The following is a 15,986-nucleotide window of genomic DNA, read 5'->3' as shown; positions in this document are numbered from 1 at the left end:
CGGCCGTCGCCCCGGCCGTCACCCGCCGGCGGCCGCGGCACCTCAGTGGACCGCGGAGCGGCGCACGAGGATGGCGAGATGGAGCGCCGTCTGCACCTCGCCGTCGTCGAGGTCGACGCCCAGCAGCTCCTGGATGAGCGCGATCCGCTGGTAGAACACCGAGCGCGAGAGGTGGGACGCCGTGGCCGCCGCCGTGCGGTTGCCGGGATGCGAGAGCATCGCCGCCAGCACGTCGAGCAGGTCGCCGCCGCGCGCCAGGTCGTACTCGATCAACGGGGCGAGCATGCGCTCGCCGTGGTCGAGCACGCGGTGGTCGTCGCGCAGCGCGGTCACGAGGCGGGCGAGGGGGCGGTCCTCGGCACGGCGCACGTGCGGACCGCGCGCGGGGCGGGCCACGGGGGTGCGCGCGAGGTCGATCGCCTCCTGGAGCGAGGCCAGGGCGCCCTCGACGCCTGTGGCGGGCGAGCCGATCGACAGCACGAGCCGGGTGGACAGCGGCGTGAGCGCGTCGGCGAGCCGCAGCGCGGCGGCCTCGTCGAGCACCGTGCGCGACGGCAGCGAGACGAGCAGCGTCACCCCCGCGCCGCTGATCCTGCCCCCCACCAGCACCCGCCCGCCGAGCGCCGCCACGGCCGCGGCGGCGGCGTCGGCCTCGATGTCGACGCCGGCGGCGACCATGCCGTGCAGGCGCGCCCCGTCCACCGGCAGCCCCGCCGCCTCGAGCCGGGCCAGGGCCCCGCCGTGGCTGGCGAAGCGCCCGGTGAGCAGGCCCTCCACGAGCTGGCGCTGCCCGATCCGCGCCCATTCGTCGACCTGGCCGTCGGTGAGCCGTCCGAGCGCGAGCGCGATCGCCCCCTGCTCCAGCACCGCGGACCGCCCGGCGGGGTGCACGGGTCCCGGGAGCGCGACGAGATAGCCCCACCGGATGCCGCGGGCCTCCACCGGGACGATGAGCCAGTCGCTGCGGGGATCGCGGTGCGCGAGCCGCGAGCGCACCTCCCACCGGGCGAGCACCTCCTCCTCCCGCGCGGGCGGGACCTCGGCGACCACGACGTCGTGCGCGAGCGACTCGAGGATCACCGGCGCACCGAGCGTCTGCGCGAGCTGATGGACGATGAAGTCGGCCGGGGAGCCCCGCAGGGCGAGCGCCGTGAAGCGGGCGCGCACGTCGTCGCGGGCCCGCAGCGCCGCCGTCTGCTCGGCGATGATGCGGCGGTGCACGGCCTCCGTCAGCGTCACGAACTTCACCTCGCGGCGGAGGACGACCAGCGCCAGCCCGAGCGCGCGGGCGGTCTCGACCACGACGGCGGGGGCGTAGCGGTAGTGGGTCCCGAGCTCCAGGAAGAGGGCGGACAGCCCCACCTCGACGAGGCCGCGGATGAACGCCGCGAGCTCGTCGGGCTCGTCGGGCCACGAGGAGCCCGTGGACAGCAGCAGCTCGCCGCCGTCGAGCAGGCGGGCGACCCCGGCGCTGTCGGACACGTGCACCCACCGCACGCGTGCGTCGAGGCTCGCCCCTCCGACGAGGATGTCGGGCATCCCCGCCTCGACGGCCTCGAGCGTGAGCACCTCGCGCACCGCGGGCAGGCTCTCGTGCGCCGTCGGACGATCCGTATGGATCGCTCCTTCTTCGCGACGTTCAGGCACCGTGACGACCCCTCTGCCTCTGCAACACTGGGACTCGCCACAGCCTAGACGACGCCGGTCGTTCTGTCCGGGAGGACCCCATGAGCCTGATCCGCCACCATGTCGCCGGAGCCGAGACCGGTACCGCCGACCGCACCGGCGAGGTCTACGACCCGGCGACCGGGCGCGTCCAGCACGAGGTCGCCCTGGCGTCGGAGGCGGAGACGCGCGCGGCGGTCGCCGCGGCCGCCGCCGCCCTGCCGGCGTGGCGGGCGACGAGCCTCATCAAGCGCGCCGACGTGTTCTTCCGGCTCCGTCACCTGCTGGTCGAGCGCGCCGACGAGCTCGCGGCGATCATCACGAGCGAGCACGGCAAGGTGCTCTCCGACGCCAAGGGCGAGATCAGCCGCGGCATCGAGAACGTCGAGTTCGCGGCAGGTCTCGTGCACCTGCTCAAGGGCGAGCGCTCCGAGCAGGTGTCCCGCGGCGTCGACGTGCACTCCGTCAAGCAGCCCGTCGGCGTCGTCGCCTGCATCACCCCCTTCAACTTCCCCGTCATGGTGCCGCTGTGGATGACGGCGTCGGCCATCGCGTGCGGCAACACGGTCGTGCTCAAGCCCAGCGAGAAGGATCCCTCGGCGTCGCTGTTCCTCGCGCGCCTCTACGAGGAGGCGGGCCTGCCGCCCGGGGTCCTCAACGTGGTGCAGGGCGACAAGGTCGCCGTCGACACCCTGCTGGACGCTCCCGAGGTGCGCGCGGTGAGCTTCGTCGGCTCCACGCCCATCGCGCGGTCGATCTACGCCCGGGCCGCCGCGAACGGCAAGCGCGTGCAGGCCCTCGGCGGCGCGAAGAACCACATGGTCGTCATGCCCGACGCCGATCTGGACGCCGCCGCCGACGCCGCCGTGTCGGCCGCCTACGGCTCGGCCGGCGAGCGGTGCATGGCCGTCTCGGTGCTCGTCGCGGTCGGCGACGACGTGGCCGACGCGCTGGTCGCGAAGGTGGCCGAGCGGGTGGCGACGCTGCGGATCGGCCCGGGCACCGACCCCGGCAGCGAGATGGGCCCCCTGATCACCGGCGCCCATCGCGACGCCGTCGCCTCGTACGTGACGGGCGCGGCCGGCGAGGGGGCCACCGTGGTCGTCGACGGCACCGCGCAGCGGTTCGACGGCGACGGCTTCTTCCTCGGCGTCTCCCTCGTCGACCACGTGCGGCCGGGCATGCGGGTGTACGACGACGAGATCTTCGGCCCGGTGCTCTCGGTGGTGCGCGTCGCCGACTACGACGAGGCGGTCGACCTCGTCAACACCAGCCCGTTCGCGAACGGCACCGCGGTGTTCACGCGCGACGGCGGCACGGCGCGGCAGTTCGAGTTCGACATCGAGGTCGGCATGGTCGGCGTCAACGTGCCGATCCCCGTGCCCGTCGGGGCGTTCTCGTTCGGCGGGTGGCGCAACTCGCTGTTCGGCGACTCGCACATCTACGGGCCGGAGTCGATCCACTTCTACACGCGCAGCAAGGTCGTGACCACGCGGTGGCCCGACCCGAGCGAGAGCCAGATCAGCCTCGGCTTCCCGAGCAACCACTGAGGACGACCAGATGACCCCCCTCTCCGATCCGGACGCCGACGCCCGCACCCGCGCCGACGACCGCGCCCACGTCTTCCACTCGTGGAGCGCGCAGGCCCTCATCGACCCGCTCCCCGTCGCCGGCGGCGAGGGCGCCACCTTCTGGGACGCGCTCGGCACGAGCTATCTCGACTTCTCCTCGCAGCTGGTGAATCTCAACCTCGGCCATCAGCATCCCGACCTCGTCGCCGCCATCCAGCGGCAGGCGGGCCGTCTCGCGACCATCCAGCCCTCGATGGCCAACGACGTGCGCGGCGACCTGGCCCGCCGCATCGCGGAGGTCGCCCCCGATGGCATGGAGAAGGTCTTCTTCACCAACGGCGGCGCCGACGCCGTGGAGAACGCGGTCCGCATGGCGCGCCTGTACACCGGCAAGCGCAAGGTGCTCTCGATGTACCGGAGCTACCACGGCAACACGTCCACGGCGATCTCGCTGACGGGCGATCCCCGGCGGTGGCCCAACGAGCCGGCCGACGGCTCCGTGGCGAAGTTCTTCGGGCCCTACGCGTACCGCTCCCCCTTCCACTCCGACAGCCCCGAGCAGGAGACCGAGCGCGCCCTCGCCCACCTGGAGCAGACGATCGTGCTGGAGGGGGCGTCGACGATCGGCGCGATCATCATCGAGTCGATCGTCGGCACCAACGGCGTCCTCGTCCCGCCGCCGGGGTACCTCCCGGGCGTGCGGGAGCTGTGCGACAGGTACGGCATCGTCTACATCGCCGACGAGGTGATGGTGGGCTTCGGGCGCGTGGGCGAGTGGTTCGCCTTCCAGGCCTTCGACGTCGTGCCCGACCTCATCGCCTTCGCGAAGGGCGTCAACTCCGGCTACGTGCCGCTCGGCGGCGTGGTGATCTCCGACCGCATCGCGGCCCACTTCGACACGGTCCCCTTCCCCGGCGGGCTCACGTACTCCGGTCACCCGCTCGCGTGCGCGCCGGGGGTCGCCACGTTCGAGGTGTTCGCCCGCGACGGCATCCTGGAGCGCGTCCGGGACCTCGGCGAGCGCGTTGTCGGTCCGCGGCTGGCCGAGATGGCGGCCCGGCACCCGTCGGTCGGGGAGGTGCGCGGCCGCGGGCTCTTCTGGGCGATCGAGCTCGTCGCCGATCCCGAGACGCGCCGGCCGCTGGTGCCCTTCAACGCGAGCGGTGCGGATGCCGCGCCCATGACGGCGGTGGCCGCCGCCTGCAAGAAGGCGGGCCTGTGGCCCTTCACCCACTTCAACCGGGTGCACGTGGCCCCGCCGCTCGTGATCTCCGAGGACGACCTGGTGCGCGGGCTCGACATCATCGACCGCGCCCTCGAGGTCGCGGACGCCGCGATGGACGCGGCGGCGGTGCCGAGCACGGCATGACCGGCAACGGCGGCGTCTCGTTCTGGTGGCAGCAGATCGGCCTGCCCGCCGGGCGCCCGCCGCTGCCCGGCGACCGGGACGCCGACGTGGCGATCGTCGGCGCCGGCTACACGGGGCTGTGGGCGGCCTACTACCTCAAGACCCTCCAGCCCGACCTGCGGGTGACGGTGCTCGAGCAGCGCTTCGCCGGGTTCGGCGCCTCGGGCCGCAACGGGGGCTGGCTGACCAACAGCGTCACGGGCGGGCGCGCCCGCTACGGCCGGGCGGGCGGGGCGCGTCAGCAGCAGGCGATGAACGAGACCGTCGACGAGGTGATCCGCGTCGCCGGCGCCGAAGGGATCGACGCCGACGTCCGCAAGGGCGGCGAGCTGAACGTCGCCCGCACGCCGGCGCAGCTCGCGCGCCTGCGCACCGCGCACGCGGAGGAGGCGTCCTGGCCCCACACCGACGTCGAGCTGTGGGGGCCGCGTCGCACCGCCGCGCACGTGCGGGTGACGGGGGCGCTCGGCGGGCTGTGGCATCCGCACTGCGCCCGCATCCACCCGGCGAAGCTCGCCCGCGGTCTCGCGGACGCCGTCGAGCGCCTGGGCGTCACCATCCACGAGGACACGACGGTCCGCACCATCGAGCCGGGCCGTGCCGTGACCGACCGCGGCACCGTGCGGGCCGCCCATGTGCTGCGGGCGACCGAGGGCTTCACCCCGGGCCTGTCCGGTCAGCACCGCACCTGGCTGCCGATGAACTCGTCGATGGTGGTCACCGCACCCCTCCCGGCCGACTTCTGGGACGAGGTCGGCTGGGCCGACGCCGCGACGCTCGGCGACCTCGCGCACGTCTACATGTACGCCCAGCGCACCGCCGACGACCGCATCGCGTTCGGCGGTCGCGGCGTGCCCTACCGCTACGGCTCCCGCGTGGACGCCGACGGCCGCACGCAGCAGCGCACCGTGCGCGCGCTGACCGCGCTCCTGCGGGAGTTCTTCCCCGGGGCCGCCCGGGTGCCGGTCGAGCACGCCTGGTCGGGGGTGCTCGGCGTCCCGCGCGACTGGGCGGCCACCGTGGGGCTCGACCCGGCGACGGGCCTCGGCTGGGCCGGCGGGTACGTCGGGACGGGCGTGGCCACGACGAACCTCGCCGGCCGGACCCTCGCCGACCTGGTGCTGGGGCGGGACACCGACCTCGTGTCGCTGCCGTGGGTCGGCCACCGCTCGCGGCGGTGGGAGGTCGAGCCGCTGCGGTGGACCGCGGTGCAGGGCCTCTACGCGGCCTACCACCTGGCCGATCGGTGGGAGAGCCGCGGCGGCGAGCGCACGTCGCCGATCGCCCGCCTCGCCGACGTCGTCTCCGGGCGCGGGCACTGAGCAGGCTCCGTGCCCGCCCCGGTGCCACGCCACGAGATTCTCCCGGGCTGATTGCTGGAGACGCGCCCCTGCCCGTGGTAGGCAGGAACCCACGCGCCACAGAACGACCTGTCCGCGCCACGGGATCCGCAGAGGGGAAACATCGTCATGACCGAATCCACCCGAGGTGGCGCACGCGCGCGTGCCGCTCTCGTCGCCGGGCTGCTCGCCGCGCTCGTCGGAGCATCGACGGCAGCTCCCGTCCAGGCCGCGCCGGCCGACCCCGACGTGTTCTGCGACGTTCCCGGCCAGGAGCTCGCCATCGCGCCCATCTCAGGGCTCTCCGACGGGCAGGCCGTGACCTGGCGCTCGACGGTCAAGGGCGTCACGCCCACCACCTTCACCGGGGAGTACATCGGCAAGCTCGACAACGGGCTCGGCTACGACGCCTCCGGGAACCCCCGCGACCTCCTGCTCGTCAAGCTCGAAGGCGATGTCGTGGACGGCACGGCCGGGTCGCCCGCGGCCGGCGTGTGGGCCGGGGCGTCGGGATCACCCGTGTACGACGCCGACGGTGCGCTGATCGGCGCCGTCGCGTACGGATTCAGTTCGCTCGCCGACAACGTCGCCGGCGTCACGCCCGCCGCCTACATGAAGTCGATCGGCGACCTCCCGCTGTCCCAGCCGCTCTCGCCGTCCGCGCTGCGCCAGGTCGCGTCGGCGGTGGGCGAGACGCCGAAGTCCCTCGGCGGCACGACGATGCGTCAGCTCCAGCCCGTCCGCGTGACCCTCGGGACCACCGCCGCCGCCCTCGACGCCCAGTCCCGTCGCCTCGCGCGCGACGTGCCCGGCTACCGCCCGGCCTCGATGGGCGGACTGGTGATCGACGGCGGCGTCGACGACGGCGCCGACTACCCGATCGTCGCGGGCGGCAACATCGCCGTCTCGTTCGGCTACGGCGCGGTCGGATCGGCCAGCGTGGGCACCGTCACCGCCGTCTGCGGCGACGACGTCTTCGCCTTCGGCCACCCCAACGAGTGGAACTCGTCGCTCAGCGCCAACATCCACGGCGCGTCCGCCGCGCGGATCGTCCCGGACCTCGGCAGCTCGTACAAGCTGGTCGGCGCGATCGGCAAGGTCAAGGGCAAGCTCGTCGAGGACCGCCTCGCGGGTGTCCGCGGCACGCTCGGCGCCGGGACCCCGACCATCCCGGTGACGACGACGACCGCTGCCGGGTCGCAGCGCGGGACGGCGGTCAGCCACATCTCCGAGAAGCTCCTGCTGGCGCCCGCCGCCGCCGCGCAGCTCAGCGCGGACGCACTCCGCCTGCTCGACAACGCGTGGGAGGGCTCGGCGCTCGTGACGTGGACGATCTCGTACGTGCGCGAGAGCGGCGCCACCGGCACCCTGCGCAACACCAACCGCTACTCGAGCACGGAGTCCTTCAGCGAGTTCGTCGGATGGGACCTCGCCGACGACATCGCCGCGCTGCAGACGAACCCCTTCGAGGACGTGCAGATCACGGGGGTCAAGATCGGCGCCCGGTTCACCGACGGATACCGCGCGGCGAAGCTGAGCGGCGTGCAGATGCTCACCGGCGGCACGTGGAAGAACATCTCCCGGAACAGCATGAGCACGGTCCCCGCCGGCAAGACCTACACGTTCCGCGCCGTGCTGACGCCGGTCCCCGGAGCCAAGCGGGTCACCGAGTACGCCACGTTCACCGCGGCGGTGCCGAGGAACGCCCGCCCGGTCGTGGTGAGCCTGAGCGTCCCCCGCGCCCCGTACGACTACGACGAGGAGGCCACCTCGTTCCCGGGTCTGGTGCGCGCGCTCGACGCCAACCACCGCGTCGACGTGATCACCCGCGAGCGGTCGTACACGACCACCTCGGGCAAGCGCTACCGCGGCACCGGGCAGACGATCGCGCAGACGGTCCTCGTGCCCGGCTCGTCGTTCGTGTTCACCCTGAAGCCCGCGAAGTAGCCCGGGTCACACCTCGCCACGCGCCAGCGCGCCGGGCTCCACCCCCAGGAGCCCGGCGACGGCGCGCGCGGCGAGCGTGAGCCGGTCGGGCCGGTCGTTCCACCGCACGAGCGAGTGCGCGCTCAGGCCGTCGATCATGGCGAGCAGATGCCAGGCGATCCCGGTGGCGTCGCCGGGGACGAGCGACCCGTCGTCCATCCCGCGGGAGATCTCCGCCGCGATCGCGGCCTGCCAGTCGTCCATCTCCGTGCGCACCCGCCGGGCGAGCACGTCGCTGCCCGCGCCCATGGCCCACGCCTGCACCCACACGAGGGTGATGTCGGCGCGCGAGCCGTCCAGGAGCGTCTCGAGCAGGAGGCCGAGTCGGCGCGGCGCCGGCTGCTCGCGCCGGACGAGGGTGAGGACCTCGTGCAGCTCCGCCGCGACGAGGTCGCCGAAGGTGTCGGCGACGAGGTTGTCCATGCTCGGGGCGTAGTGGGCGACCAGGCCGGGAGCCACCCCGACGCGGGCGGCGACGGCACGCAGCGTCACGGCGGCGAGCCCCTGCTCCAGCGCGATCGCGCGCGCCGCGTCGGCGACCTCCGCACGGCGCTCGTCCGGACTCTTGCGCGTGCGCGGCGCGCGGGACGGCGCGGGGGCGGCCGGGCGGGACGAGGTGGTTGACGGGGTCGACATCGGCTGGATACGCTCCCTTTGTTGATCGCGTGATCAATACCCTAGACCGAACCACCGAGGAGACGCCATGCCCTGGCGCATGCCGGCCGAGACGGCGCCCCACGCGCGCACGTGGATGACCTTCCCCGCGGAGGGCGAGACGCTGGGCGCCTCGGACGCCGAGCGCGAGGCCGGCTACGCGGCGTGGACGGCGGTCGCCGCGGCCGTCGCGCGGTTCGAGCCGGTGACCATGGTGGTCGACCCGCGTGAGACCGCTCGCGCGCGCCGGATGCTCCCTGCCGAGATCGAGCTCCTCGAGGCTCCCGTCGACGAGTTCTGGATGCGCGACTCCGGCCCGACGTTCGTCGTCGACGACACGACCGGAGCGCTCGGCGCGGTCGACTGGATCTTCAACGGCTGGGGCGCACCCGCCTGGGCGCAGTGGCGGCTGTCGGCCGAGCACGGCCGCATCGTGGCTGCGGCCTCCGGCGCCGAGCTCGTCAGCTCCGTGCTCGTCAACGAGGGCGGCGGCCTCCATGTCGACGGCGAGGGGACGGTGCTGCTCACCGAGACGGTCCAGCTCGACCCGCGCCGGAACCCGTACGCCGACCGGGCGCGCGTGGAGGCGGAGATGGCCCGCACCCTCGGTGCCACCCACGCGATCTGGCTCCCCCGCGGGCTCACCCGCGACTACGACGACTTCGGCACGAACGGCCACGTCGACATCGTGGCCACGATCCCCTCCCCCGGCCGGATCCTCCTCCACGACCAGCGCGACGCCGCCCACCCCGATCACGCGGTGTCGGGCGAGCTTCGCGCGCTGCTGGCGGCGCAGACCGACGCCGCGGGGCGCCCCTTCGAGATCGTCGACCTCCCCGCCCCGCAGACCCTGCGCGACCACGAGGGCTTCGTGGACTGGAGCTACGTCAACCACCTCGTCGTCGACGGCGGAGTGATCGCCTGCGGGTTCGGCGAGGAGAAGGCGGACGCGGACGCCGCCGCGATCCTGGCCGAGGCCTACCCCGGACGCGAGGTCGTGACCGTCGACGCGCGGGAGATCTTCGCCCGCGGCGGCGGCATCCACTGCATCACCCAGCAGCAGCCCCGCACGACGCCCGCGGCGGAGGGCGCATGATCGACGTCGTCGAGGCCTCGATCGCGCAGCTGCGCGCCGCGCTGGAATCGGGCGGGACCACCGCGGTGGAGCTCGTGGACGCCTACCTCGCACGCATCGACGCCTACGACGGCCCCGCGACGCCCACCGCGCTGAACGCCGTCGTCGTGCGCAATCCCCGCGCGCGGGACGAGGCCGCACGCAGCGACGAGCGGCGCGCCCGCGGAGAGGCCCGCGGGCCGCTCGAGGGGATCCCCTACACCGCCAAGGACAGCTACCTCGTCGCGGGGCTCACCGCCGCGGCCGGCTCGCCCGCCTTCGCGGACCTCGTCGCCCAGCACGACGCGTTCACGATCGAGCGGCTCCGCGACGGCGGCGCGATCTGCCTGGGCCTCACGAACATGCCGCCGATGGCCAACGGCGGCATGCAGCGCGGGCTCTACGGACGCGCCGAGAGTCCCTACAACCCCGCGTACCTCACCGCACCGTTCGCCTCGGGCTCCTCCAACGGCTCGGGAACGGCGACGGCGGCGAGCTTCGCCGCGTTCGGGCTGGGCGAGGAGACCTGGTCCAGCGGCCGCGGGCCCGCATCCCACAACGCGCTGTGCGCCTACACGCCCTCGCGCGGGGTCATCTCGGTGCGGGGCAACTGGCCGCTCGTCCCCACGATGGACGTCGTCGTGCCGCACACCCGCACGATGGCCGACCTGCTCGACGTGCTCGAGGTGATCGTCGCCGACGATGCGCGCACCCGCGGCGACTTCTGGCGCGCGCAGCCGTGGGTGCCGCTCCCGGCGGCCTCTGCCGTGCGACCGTCCTCCTATCCCGCCCTCGCCGACGGCGCGACCGTCGCCGGCGCCCGCATCGGCGTCCCGCGGATGTACCTCGGCACGGACCCCGACGCCGGAGTCGGAGCCACCGGCATCGGCGGGCCGACGGGGCAGGCGATCGTGCCCCGGCCGAGCGTCGTCGCCCTGTGGCGACAGGCGCGGCGCGACCTCGAGCGGGCCGGTGCGGAGGTCGTCGAGGTCGACTTCCCGGTGGTCTCCCGGTACGAGGGCGACCGGGCCGGGGAACCCACGATCCTCACGCGCGGCCTGGTGAGCCCGGCGTACCTGCGACGGGAGATCGTCGACCTGTCGGCGTGGGCGTGGGAGGACTTCCTCGCCGCCAACGGCGACCCGGCGCTGCGCTCCCTGGCCGGCATCGACGGCGCCGAGATCTTCCCCGCCCCGCCGGGGGCGCTCCCCGACCGCTACACCGGCTTCGACGACGACATCGCCGAGTACCCCGCCTGGGTGCGCGCGCACCCCGGCGTCACCGTCGAGGACATCCCCGAGCTCGAGGACGGCCTGCGCGGACTCGAGGAGACCCGCCGCCGCGATCTCGAGGAGTGGATGGACGACCTCGGCCTCGACGCCGTCGTCTTCCCCGCCGTGGCCGACGTTGCCCCCGCCGACATGGACGTGAACCCGGCCTCGGCGGACATCGGGTGGCGCAACGGCACGTGGATCGCCAACGGCAACCTCGCCGTCCGCCACCTCGGCATCCCCACCGTCACCGTCCCGATGGGGCTGCTCGAGGACATCGGGATGCCCGTGGGCCTCACCTTCGCCGGCCGCGCCTACGACGACAGCGCGCTGCTGCGTCTGGCCGCCGCCTTCGAGGCGATCGCCCCCCGCCGTGCCGCGCCGCCCCTCACCCCGCCTCTTGCCCGCCCGAACCAGGAGCACTCATGACCACCGACGCCGTCCGCATGCACGAGGTCAGCGACGAGGCACGGACGATCGTCGACCTCGTGCTCGACTACTCCCGCCAGCGCCTGCTCGCCGACGACACCCCGCTCGACAAGCCGCTGTCGGCGGCGGAGCTGTCGCGCCTCGCGGGCCGCACGATCGACGAGCGCGGGATCGGCGCGCGCAAGGCGCTATCGGTCTTCGAGCATGTGCTCGCCCCGGCCTGCATCACCACCGACGATCCGCAGTACCTCTCCTTCATCCCGTCCGCGCCCTCGAAGGCCGCCGCCGCCTTCGACCTCGTCGTCTCGGCGAGCGCGCTCTACGGCGGATCGTGGCTCGAGGGCGCCGGAGCGGTGCACGCCGAGAACGAGGTGCTGCGCTGGCTCGCCGACGAGTTCGGACTGCCCCGCGGAGCGGGCGGCGTGTTCGTGCAGGGCGGCACGCTCGGCAACCTCTCGGCCCTGGTGGCCGCGCGGGCCCTCCGGCAGGCTCAGGCAGCGGAGGGGCCGCGTCCGGACCGCTGGCGGGTCGTCTGCAGCGCCGAGGCGCACTCGTCGATCGCCTCGGCGGCGCGGGTCATGGACATCGAGGTGGTCGCCGTCCCGCCCGGCGACGACGGCGTGCTGCGGGCCGCGGCGGTCCGGGCGGCCCTGGACGAGCACGGCGACAGTGTCTTCGCCGTCGTCGCGACGGCCGGCTCCACGAACTTCGGCATCGTCGACGACATCGCCGGGATCGCCGCCCTCAAGGACCGCTACGACTTCTGGCTGCACGTCGACGGCGCCTACGGGCTCGCGGCGATGCTCTCGCCCACCGCCCGGCCGCTGTTCGCCGGCGTCGAGCACGCCGACTCGCTCGTCGTCGATCCCCACAAGTGGCTGTTCGCCCCGTTCGACGCCTGCGCGCTGATCTACCGCGACCCCGAGCTCGGCCGACGCGCCCACACCCAGCACGCCGAGTACCTCGACACCCTCACCGAGAAGAGCGACTGGAGCCCATCGGACTACGCGGCCCACCTCACGCGGCGGCCGCGGGGACTGCCGCTGTGGTTCTCGCTGGCCACCTACGGCGCGGGCGTCTACCGCGAGGCGGTGACGGCATCCCTCTCCCTGGCGCAGCGCATCGCCGAGGAGATCGACCGGCGACCCGGGCTGACGCTCGTGCGCCGCCCGCAGCTGTCGGTCGTGGTGTTCGAGCGCGAGGGCTGGAGCAAGGCCGACTACGACGCGTGGTCGTCGCGGCTGCTCGACGACCAGCACGCCTTCGTGACCCCGAGCAGCCACCGCGGCCGCACGAACGCGCGGTTCGCCCTCGTGAACCCGCGCACCACCTTCGAGCACCTCACCGCCATCCTCGACACGATGGACTGAGCCGCCGGTGCGGCCGGTGCGGCGCGGTGGGGCGGGGCGGGCCGGTGGGGCCGGCGGGCGGGCGGTGGGGCGGTGCCGGGCGGTCCGGCGGGCACGCGAAGAGGGCCCCGACCGAAGCCCGTACGGTGGGACCCTCTCCGGCTGGACGCGGGAGACTGCGACGACCCGAACGCCGCGGTCTCGACCGCGTCCCACCCGTTGTTGCGTGCTTCACTGTATGGCCGCCGCGACGCGGGCGCCCACCCGTTGACTCACCCCCGGCGGTTCTGCTACACCGCGCGCGGTCGGTTCCGCAGATCGGCCGGCCCGCCCCACGGATCAGATGACACTCGTGGTCGCCACCCCGCCCCGAACCCGACAACCACTGCCACCCACTCCCCAGCCGGCAGCGTCGGAGGCCGCGGCTACGGTGCGGACATGCCCCTTCCCCAGCCGTGCCTGCTGTGCGGCGCGCGCGACGGCATCCGCCGCGACGGACGGTGGCACTGCGCCGTCTGCGACTGGCGCGTCGGCGACGCCCCCGATCCGGACCTTCCGCCGCCTCGGATCGACGTCGTCTACTACCTGCGATGGCGCGAGCGGATCAAGATCGGCACCTCGCGTCAGCCGCGCCAGCGACTGACGGCCATCCTCCACGAGGAGCTGCTGGCGTTCGAGCGGGGCGACCGCACCCTCGAGCAGCAGCGGCATCGCGAGTTCGCCGACCTCCGCGAGGGCGGCGAGTGGTTCCGCGCCGATGCGCGGCTGACGGCCCACATCGCCGGCCTCAGCGGCGGGATCCGTCCCTGGGACGCCTACGCGCGCTGGGTCGCCGACGCCTACCGGGGCTGACGCGCGCGGCGGGCGGGATCGGCGGCCAGACATGCGAAAGCAGGAGACGCGCACGCCTCCTGCCATGTCCAGGATATCGCCCGACCGGGGGCTTGCGGCAAGAGCCCCCCGGCGGCGCATACTGGTCGGCCGTTCCCCGATCGGAGGCTCCCTCGTTGCCCGATGTCTTCGCCCTTCCCGCCCTCCTCGCCGCCAAGTCCGCCCCCGAGCGCATCGGCGCCGACGCCGCGCGGTTCGCCGCCATCGCCGCGGCGCTCGATGCCGAGCGGCTCGCCGTGACGTCCCGGCGCGACGAGCTGCGGCGCCGGGCCGCGGCGCACGGCGAGGCGGCCCTGGAGCGCGACCTCGAGATCCACCGCCTCTCGGCGCGACGACGCACCCTCGACCGGTTCGGGATCGACGCCTGCCTCGGCCGCATCGTGGACGCCGACGGCGCCGCCCTCTACATCGGCCGGTTCGGGGTCACCTCCCCGGACGGCGAGCGCCTGCTCGTGGACTGGCGCACCCCCGCCGCGGAGCCCTTCTTCGCGGCCACCCTCGCCCACCCCCACGGCATCCGCAGCCGCCGACGCTATCGCTGGGCGCACGGGCGCATCGTCGACTACTGGGACGAGGTCTTCGCCGACGGCGACGACGCCGGTCTGTCGCCCGACGACCAGAGCGCGTTCATCGCCAGCCTCGGCGCGAGCCGGTCGGCGCGGATGCGCGACGTGCTCGGGACGATCCAGGCCGATCAGGATGCCGTCATCCGCGCCGACTCCCCGGGGGCGCTCGTCGTCGACGGCGGCCCGGGCACGGGCAAGACCGTCGTCGCCCTGCACCGCGCCGCCTACCTGCAGTACGCGGACCCGCGGATGGGCCCCGGGAAAGGCGGGGTGCTCGTCGTCGGGCCCCACGCGCCCTACCTCTCGTTCGTCGAGGACGTGCTGCCGAGCCTGGGCGAAGAGGGGGTGCGCGTGTGCACGCTGCGCGACCTCGTGGCCGAAGGCGCCGCGGCCGGCGACGAGGTCGATCCCGCCGTCGCGGCGCTGAAGACCGACGGCCGTCTCGTCGACGCGGTCGAGCCGGCCGTCCGCTGGTACGAGCGTCCGCCGACGGGCGACCTCCTCGTCGAGACGCCCTGGGGCGAGGTCCTCGTGACGGGCGCCGACTGGGCCGATGCGTTCGAGGCGGCGGATCCGGCGCTGACGCACAACGAGGCGCGCGACCAGGTGTGGGCCGAGCTCCTGGATCGCCTCGCAGACCTCCACGGCGCCGAGGAGGACGACGGCGTCACCGTGGCGCACGTCCGCCGCGCTCTCGCGCGCGACGAGGATCTCGGCCGGACGTTCTCCCGCGCGTGGCCGATCCTCGACCCCGCCCTGGTCGTCGCCGATCTCTACGCGGTGCCGGGCTATCTGCGTCACTGCGCGCCGTGGCTGGACGACGATGCGCGCGCGCTGCTGCAGCGCCCTCCCGCCGAACCCGGCGCCGGGCACCCCTGGACGGTCGGCGACCTCCCGCTGCTCGACGCCGCGCGCCGGCGCATCGGCGACCCGGAGGAGGTGCGGACGCGGCGCCGGCGCGAGGCGAGCCTGGCCGCCGAGCGCGAGGTCCGCGCCCGTGTCGTCGACGAGCTCGTCGCCGCCGACGACGGCGACCTCCTGCTGATGTCGATCCTGCGCGGCCAGGATGCGCGGAACTCCCTCGTCGACGAGGCGGCGCTGCCCGCGTCCGATCCCGACGCGCTGGCGGGTCCGTTCGCGCACATCATCATCGACGAGGCGCAGGAGCTCACCGATGCGCAGTGGCGGATGCTGCTGCAGCGGTGCCCGTCGCGGAGCGTCACCGTGGTCGGCGACCGGGCCCAGGCGCGGGGCGGCTTCCCCGAGTCGTGGGAGGAGCGCCTGACGCGCGTGGGCCTCCGGCGCGTGACGCGGGCCTCGCTCACCGTCAACTACCGCACGCCGTCGGAGGTGATGGCGGTCGCCGGGCCGGTGATCCGGGCCGCGCTCCCCGACGCGAACGTGCCGCAGTCGGTGCGCCGCGCCGGCATCCCGGTCCGCGAGGGGGCGGCCGCGGAGCTCGACGGCGTGCTCGCCGCATGGCTCGACGCGCACGCCGAGGGGACCGCGGTCGTGATCGGCGGCGCGCCGACGGCCTCCGTCCCGCGTGTGCGCGTGCTGCCGCCGCCCCTTGTGAAGGGGCTCGAGTTCGACCTCGTCGTCCTCGTCGACCCGGAGCGGTTCGGCGACGGGCTGACGGGCGCGGTCGACCGCTACGTCGCGATGACCCGCTCCACGCGCGAACTCGTGCTCCTCCGTTCGTGAGCGCTGCGGCGGCGCCGCGCGCGCGTTGCGCCGAGCCC

Annotated in this window: 11 protein-coding genes; 9 read left to right on the top strand and 2 right to left on the bottom strand. The window is 74.3% G+C overall.

Features of this window, described 5'->3' with window-relative positions; genetic code table 11:
• Positions 1-42: 42 nt before the first annotated feature.
• Positions 43-1,647 carry a PucR family transcriptional regulator gene (locus QQZ13_RS06030; RefSeq protein ID WP_284528189.1) on the bottom strand — a complete coding sequence of 535 codons (1,605 nt, stop codon included), beginning with the start codon at positions 1,645-1,647 and terminating at the stop codon, positions 43-45.
• An 80-nt stretch (positions 1,648-1,727) separates the two neighbouring features.
• Between QQZ13_RS06030 and QQZ13_RS06025 the strand changes: the two genes are divergently transcribed.
• The 4 genes from QQZ13_RS06025 (at position 1,728) to QQZ13_RS06010 (ending at position 7,931) form a co-directional block, all read left to right on the top strand.
• Positions 1,728-3,215 carry a CoA-acylating methylmalonate-semialdehyde dehydrogenase gene (locus QQZ13_RS06025; protein ID WP_284528188.1) on the top strand — a complete coding sequence of 496 codons (1,488 nt, stop codon included), beginning with the start codon at positions 1,728-1,730 and terminating at the stop codon, positions 3,213-3,215.
• A gap of 10 nt (positions 3,216-3,225) precedes the next feature.
• Complete coding sequence (locus tag QQZ13_RS06020) at positions 3,226-4,605, top strand: aspartate aminotransferase family protein (RefSeq protein WP_284528187.1); 1,380 nt, start codon at positions 3,226-3,228, stop codon at positions 4,603-4,605.
• On the top strand, positions 4,602-5,966 hold the full coding sequence (locus QQZ13_RS06015; protein WP_284528186.1) for an FAD-binding oxidoreductase: 1,365 nt from the start codon (positions 4,602-4,604) through the stop codon (positions 5,964-5,966). The genes QQZ13_RS06020 and QQZ13_RS06015 overlap by 4 nt, the downstream gene beginning before the upstream one ends.
• Before the next feature lie 147 nt (positions 5,967-6,113).
• The gene (locus tag QQZ13_RS06010; RefSeq protein WP_284528185.1) at positions 6,114-7,931 is read left to right on the top strand and encodes a hypothetical protein; all 1,818 of its coding nucleotides are present in this window, start codon (positions 6,114-6,116) and stop codon (positions 7,929-7,931) included.
• A gap of 6 nt (positions 7,932-7,937) precedes the next feature.
• Here the strand turns inward: QQZ13_RS06010 and QQZ13_RS06005 are convergent, their stop codons facing one another.
• A complete protein-coding gene (locus QQZ13_RS06005; RefSeq protein WP_284528184.1) occupies positions 7,938-8,606 on the bottom strand; it encodes a TetR/AcrR family transcriptional regulator in 669 nt (222 codons plus the stop codon).
• Positions 8,607-8,673: 67 nt separating this feature from the next.
• Here QQZ13_RS06005 and QQZ13_RS06000 point away from each other — a divergent pair, with 67 nt between their 5' ends.
• The 5 genes from QQZ13_RS06000 (at position 8,674) to helR (ending at position 15,948) form a co-directional block, all read left to right on the top strand.
• Positions 8,674-9,720: an agmatine/peptidylarginine deiminase gene (locus QQZ13_RS06000; RefSeq protein WP_284528183.1), complete on the top strand. Its 1,047-nt coding sequence runs from the start codon at positions 8,674-8,676 to the stop codon at positions 9,718-9,720.
• Positions 9,717-11,438: an amidase gene (locus QQZ13_RS05995; protein WP_284528182.1), complete on the top strand. Its 1,722-nt coding sequence runs from the start codon at positions 9,717-9,719 to the stop codon at positions 11,436-11,438. Before QQZ13_RS06000 ends, QQZ13_RS05995 begins: the two co-directional genes overlap by 4 nt.
• Entirely contained in the window at positions 11,435-12,808 is a 1,374-nt protein-coding gene (locus QQZ13_RS05990; protein WP_284528181.1) for an aminotransferase class V-fold PLP-dependent enzyme, read from the top strand. Before QQZ13_RS05995 ends, QQZ13_RS05990 begins: the two co-directional genes overlap by 4 nt.
• A gap of 417 nt (positions 12,809-13,225) precedes the next feature.
• Positions 13,226-13,639 (top strand): GIY-YIG nuclease family protein, encoded by a 414-nt coding sequence (locus tag QQZ13_RS05985; protein ID WP_284528180.1) that lies wholly within the window; start codon positions 13,226-13,228, stop codon positions 13,637-13,639.
• Positions 13,640-13,794: 155 nt separating this feature from the next.
• Positions 13,795-15,948, top strand: a complete 2,154-nt coding sequence (helR, locus tag QQZ13_RS05980; protein ID WP_284528179.1) for an RNA polymerase recycling motor ATPase HelR — start codon at positions 13,795-13,797, stop codon at positions 15,946-15,948.
• The last annotated feature ends 38 nt before the right edge of the window (positions 15,949-15,986 follow it).

It is taken from the genome of Microbacterium sp. T2.11-28 (genome assembly GCF_950097975.1).
Lineage (GTDB): Bacteria > Actinomycetota > Actinomycetes > Actinomycetales > Microbacteriaceae > Microbacterium.
Note: the sequence above shows the minus strand (reverse complement) of the source record. Positions and strands in the feature narration are given on the sequence as shown.

Excerpts from the sequence above, each read along its gene's own strand:
- QQZ13_RS06025 (WP_284528188.1), top strand. The coding sequence starts at position 1,728 with ATGAGCCTGATCCGCCACCATGTCGCCGGAGCCGAGACCGGTACCGCC.
- QQZ13_RS05990 (WP_284528181.1), top strand. The coding sequence starts at position 11,435 with ATGACCACCGACGCCGTCCGCATGCACGAGGTCAGCGACGAGGCACGG.
- QQZ13_RS06000 (WP_284528183.1), top strand. The coding sequence starts at position 8,674 with ATGCCCTGGCGCATGCCGGCCGAGACGGCGCCCCACGCGCGCACGTGG.
- QQZ13_RS05985 (WP_284528180.1), top strand. The coding sequence starts at position 13,226 with ATGCCCCTTCCCCAGCCGTGCCTGCTGTGCGGCGCGCGCGACGGCATC.
- QQZ13_RS06005 (WP_284528184.1), bottom strand. The coding sequence starts at position 8,606 with ATGTCGACCCCGTCAACCACCTCGTCCCGCCCGGCCGCCCCCGCGCCG.
- QQZ13_RS06010 (WP_284528185.1), top strand. The coding sequence starts at position 6,114 with ATGACCGAATCCACCCGAGGTGGCGCACGCGCGCGTGCCGCTCTCGTC.
- QQZ13_RS06015 (WP_284528186.1), top strand. The coding sequence starts at position 4,602 with ATGACCGGCAACGGCGGCGTCTCGTTCTGGTGGCAGCAGATCGGCCTG.
- QQZ13_RS05995 (WP_284528182.1), top strand. The coding sequence starts at position 9,717 with ATGATCGACGTCGTCGAGGCCTCGATCGCGCAGCTGCGCGCCGCGCTG.
- QQZ13_RS06020 (WP_284528187.1), top strand. The coding sequence starts at position 3,226 with ATGACCCCCCTCTCCGATCCGGACGCCGACGCCCGCACCCGCGCCGAC.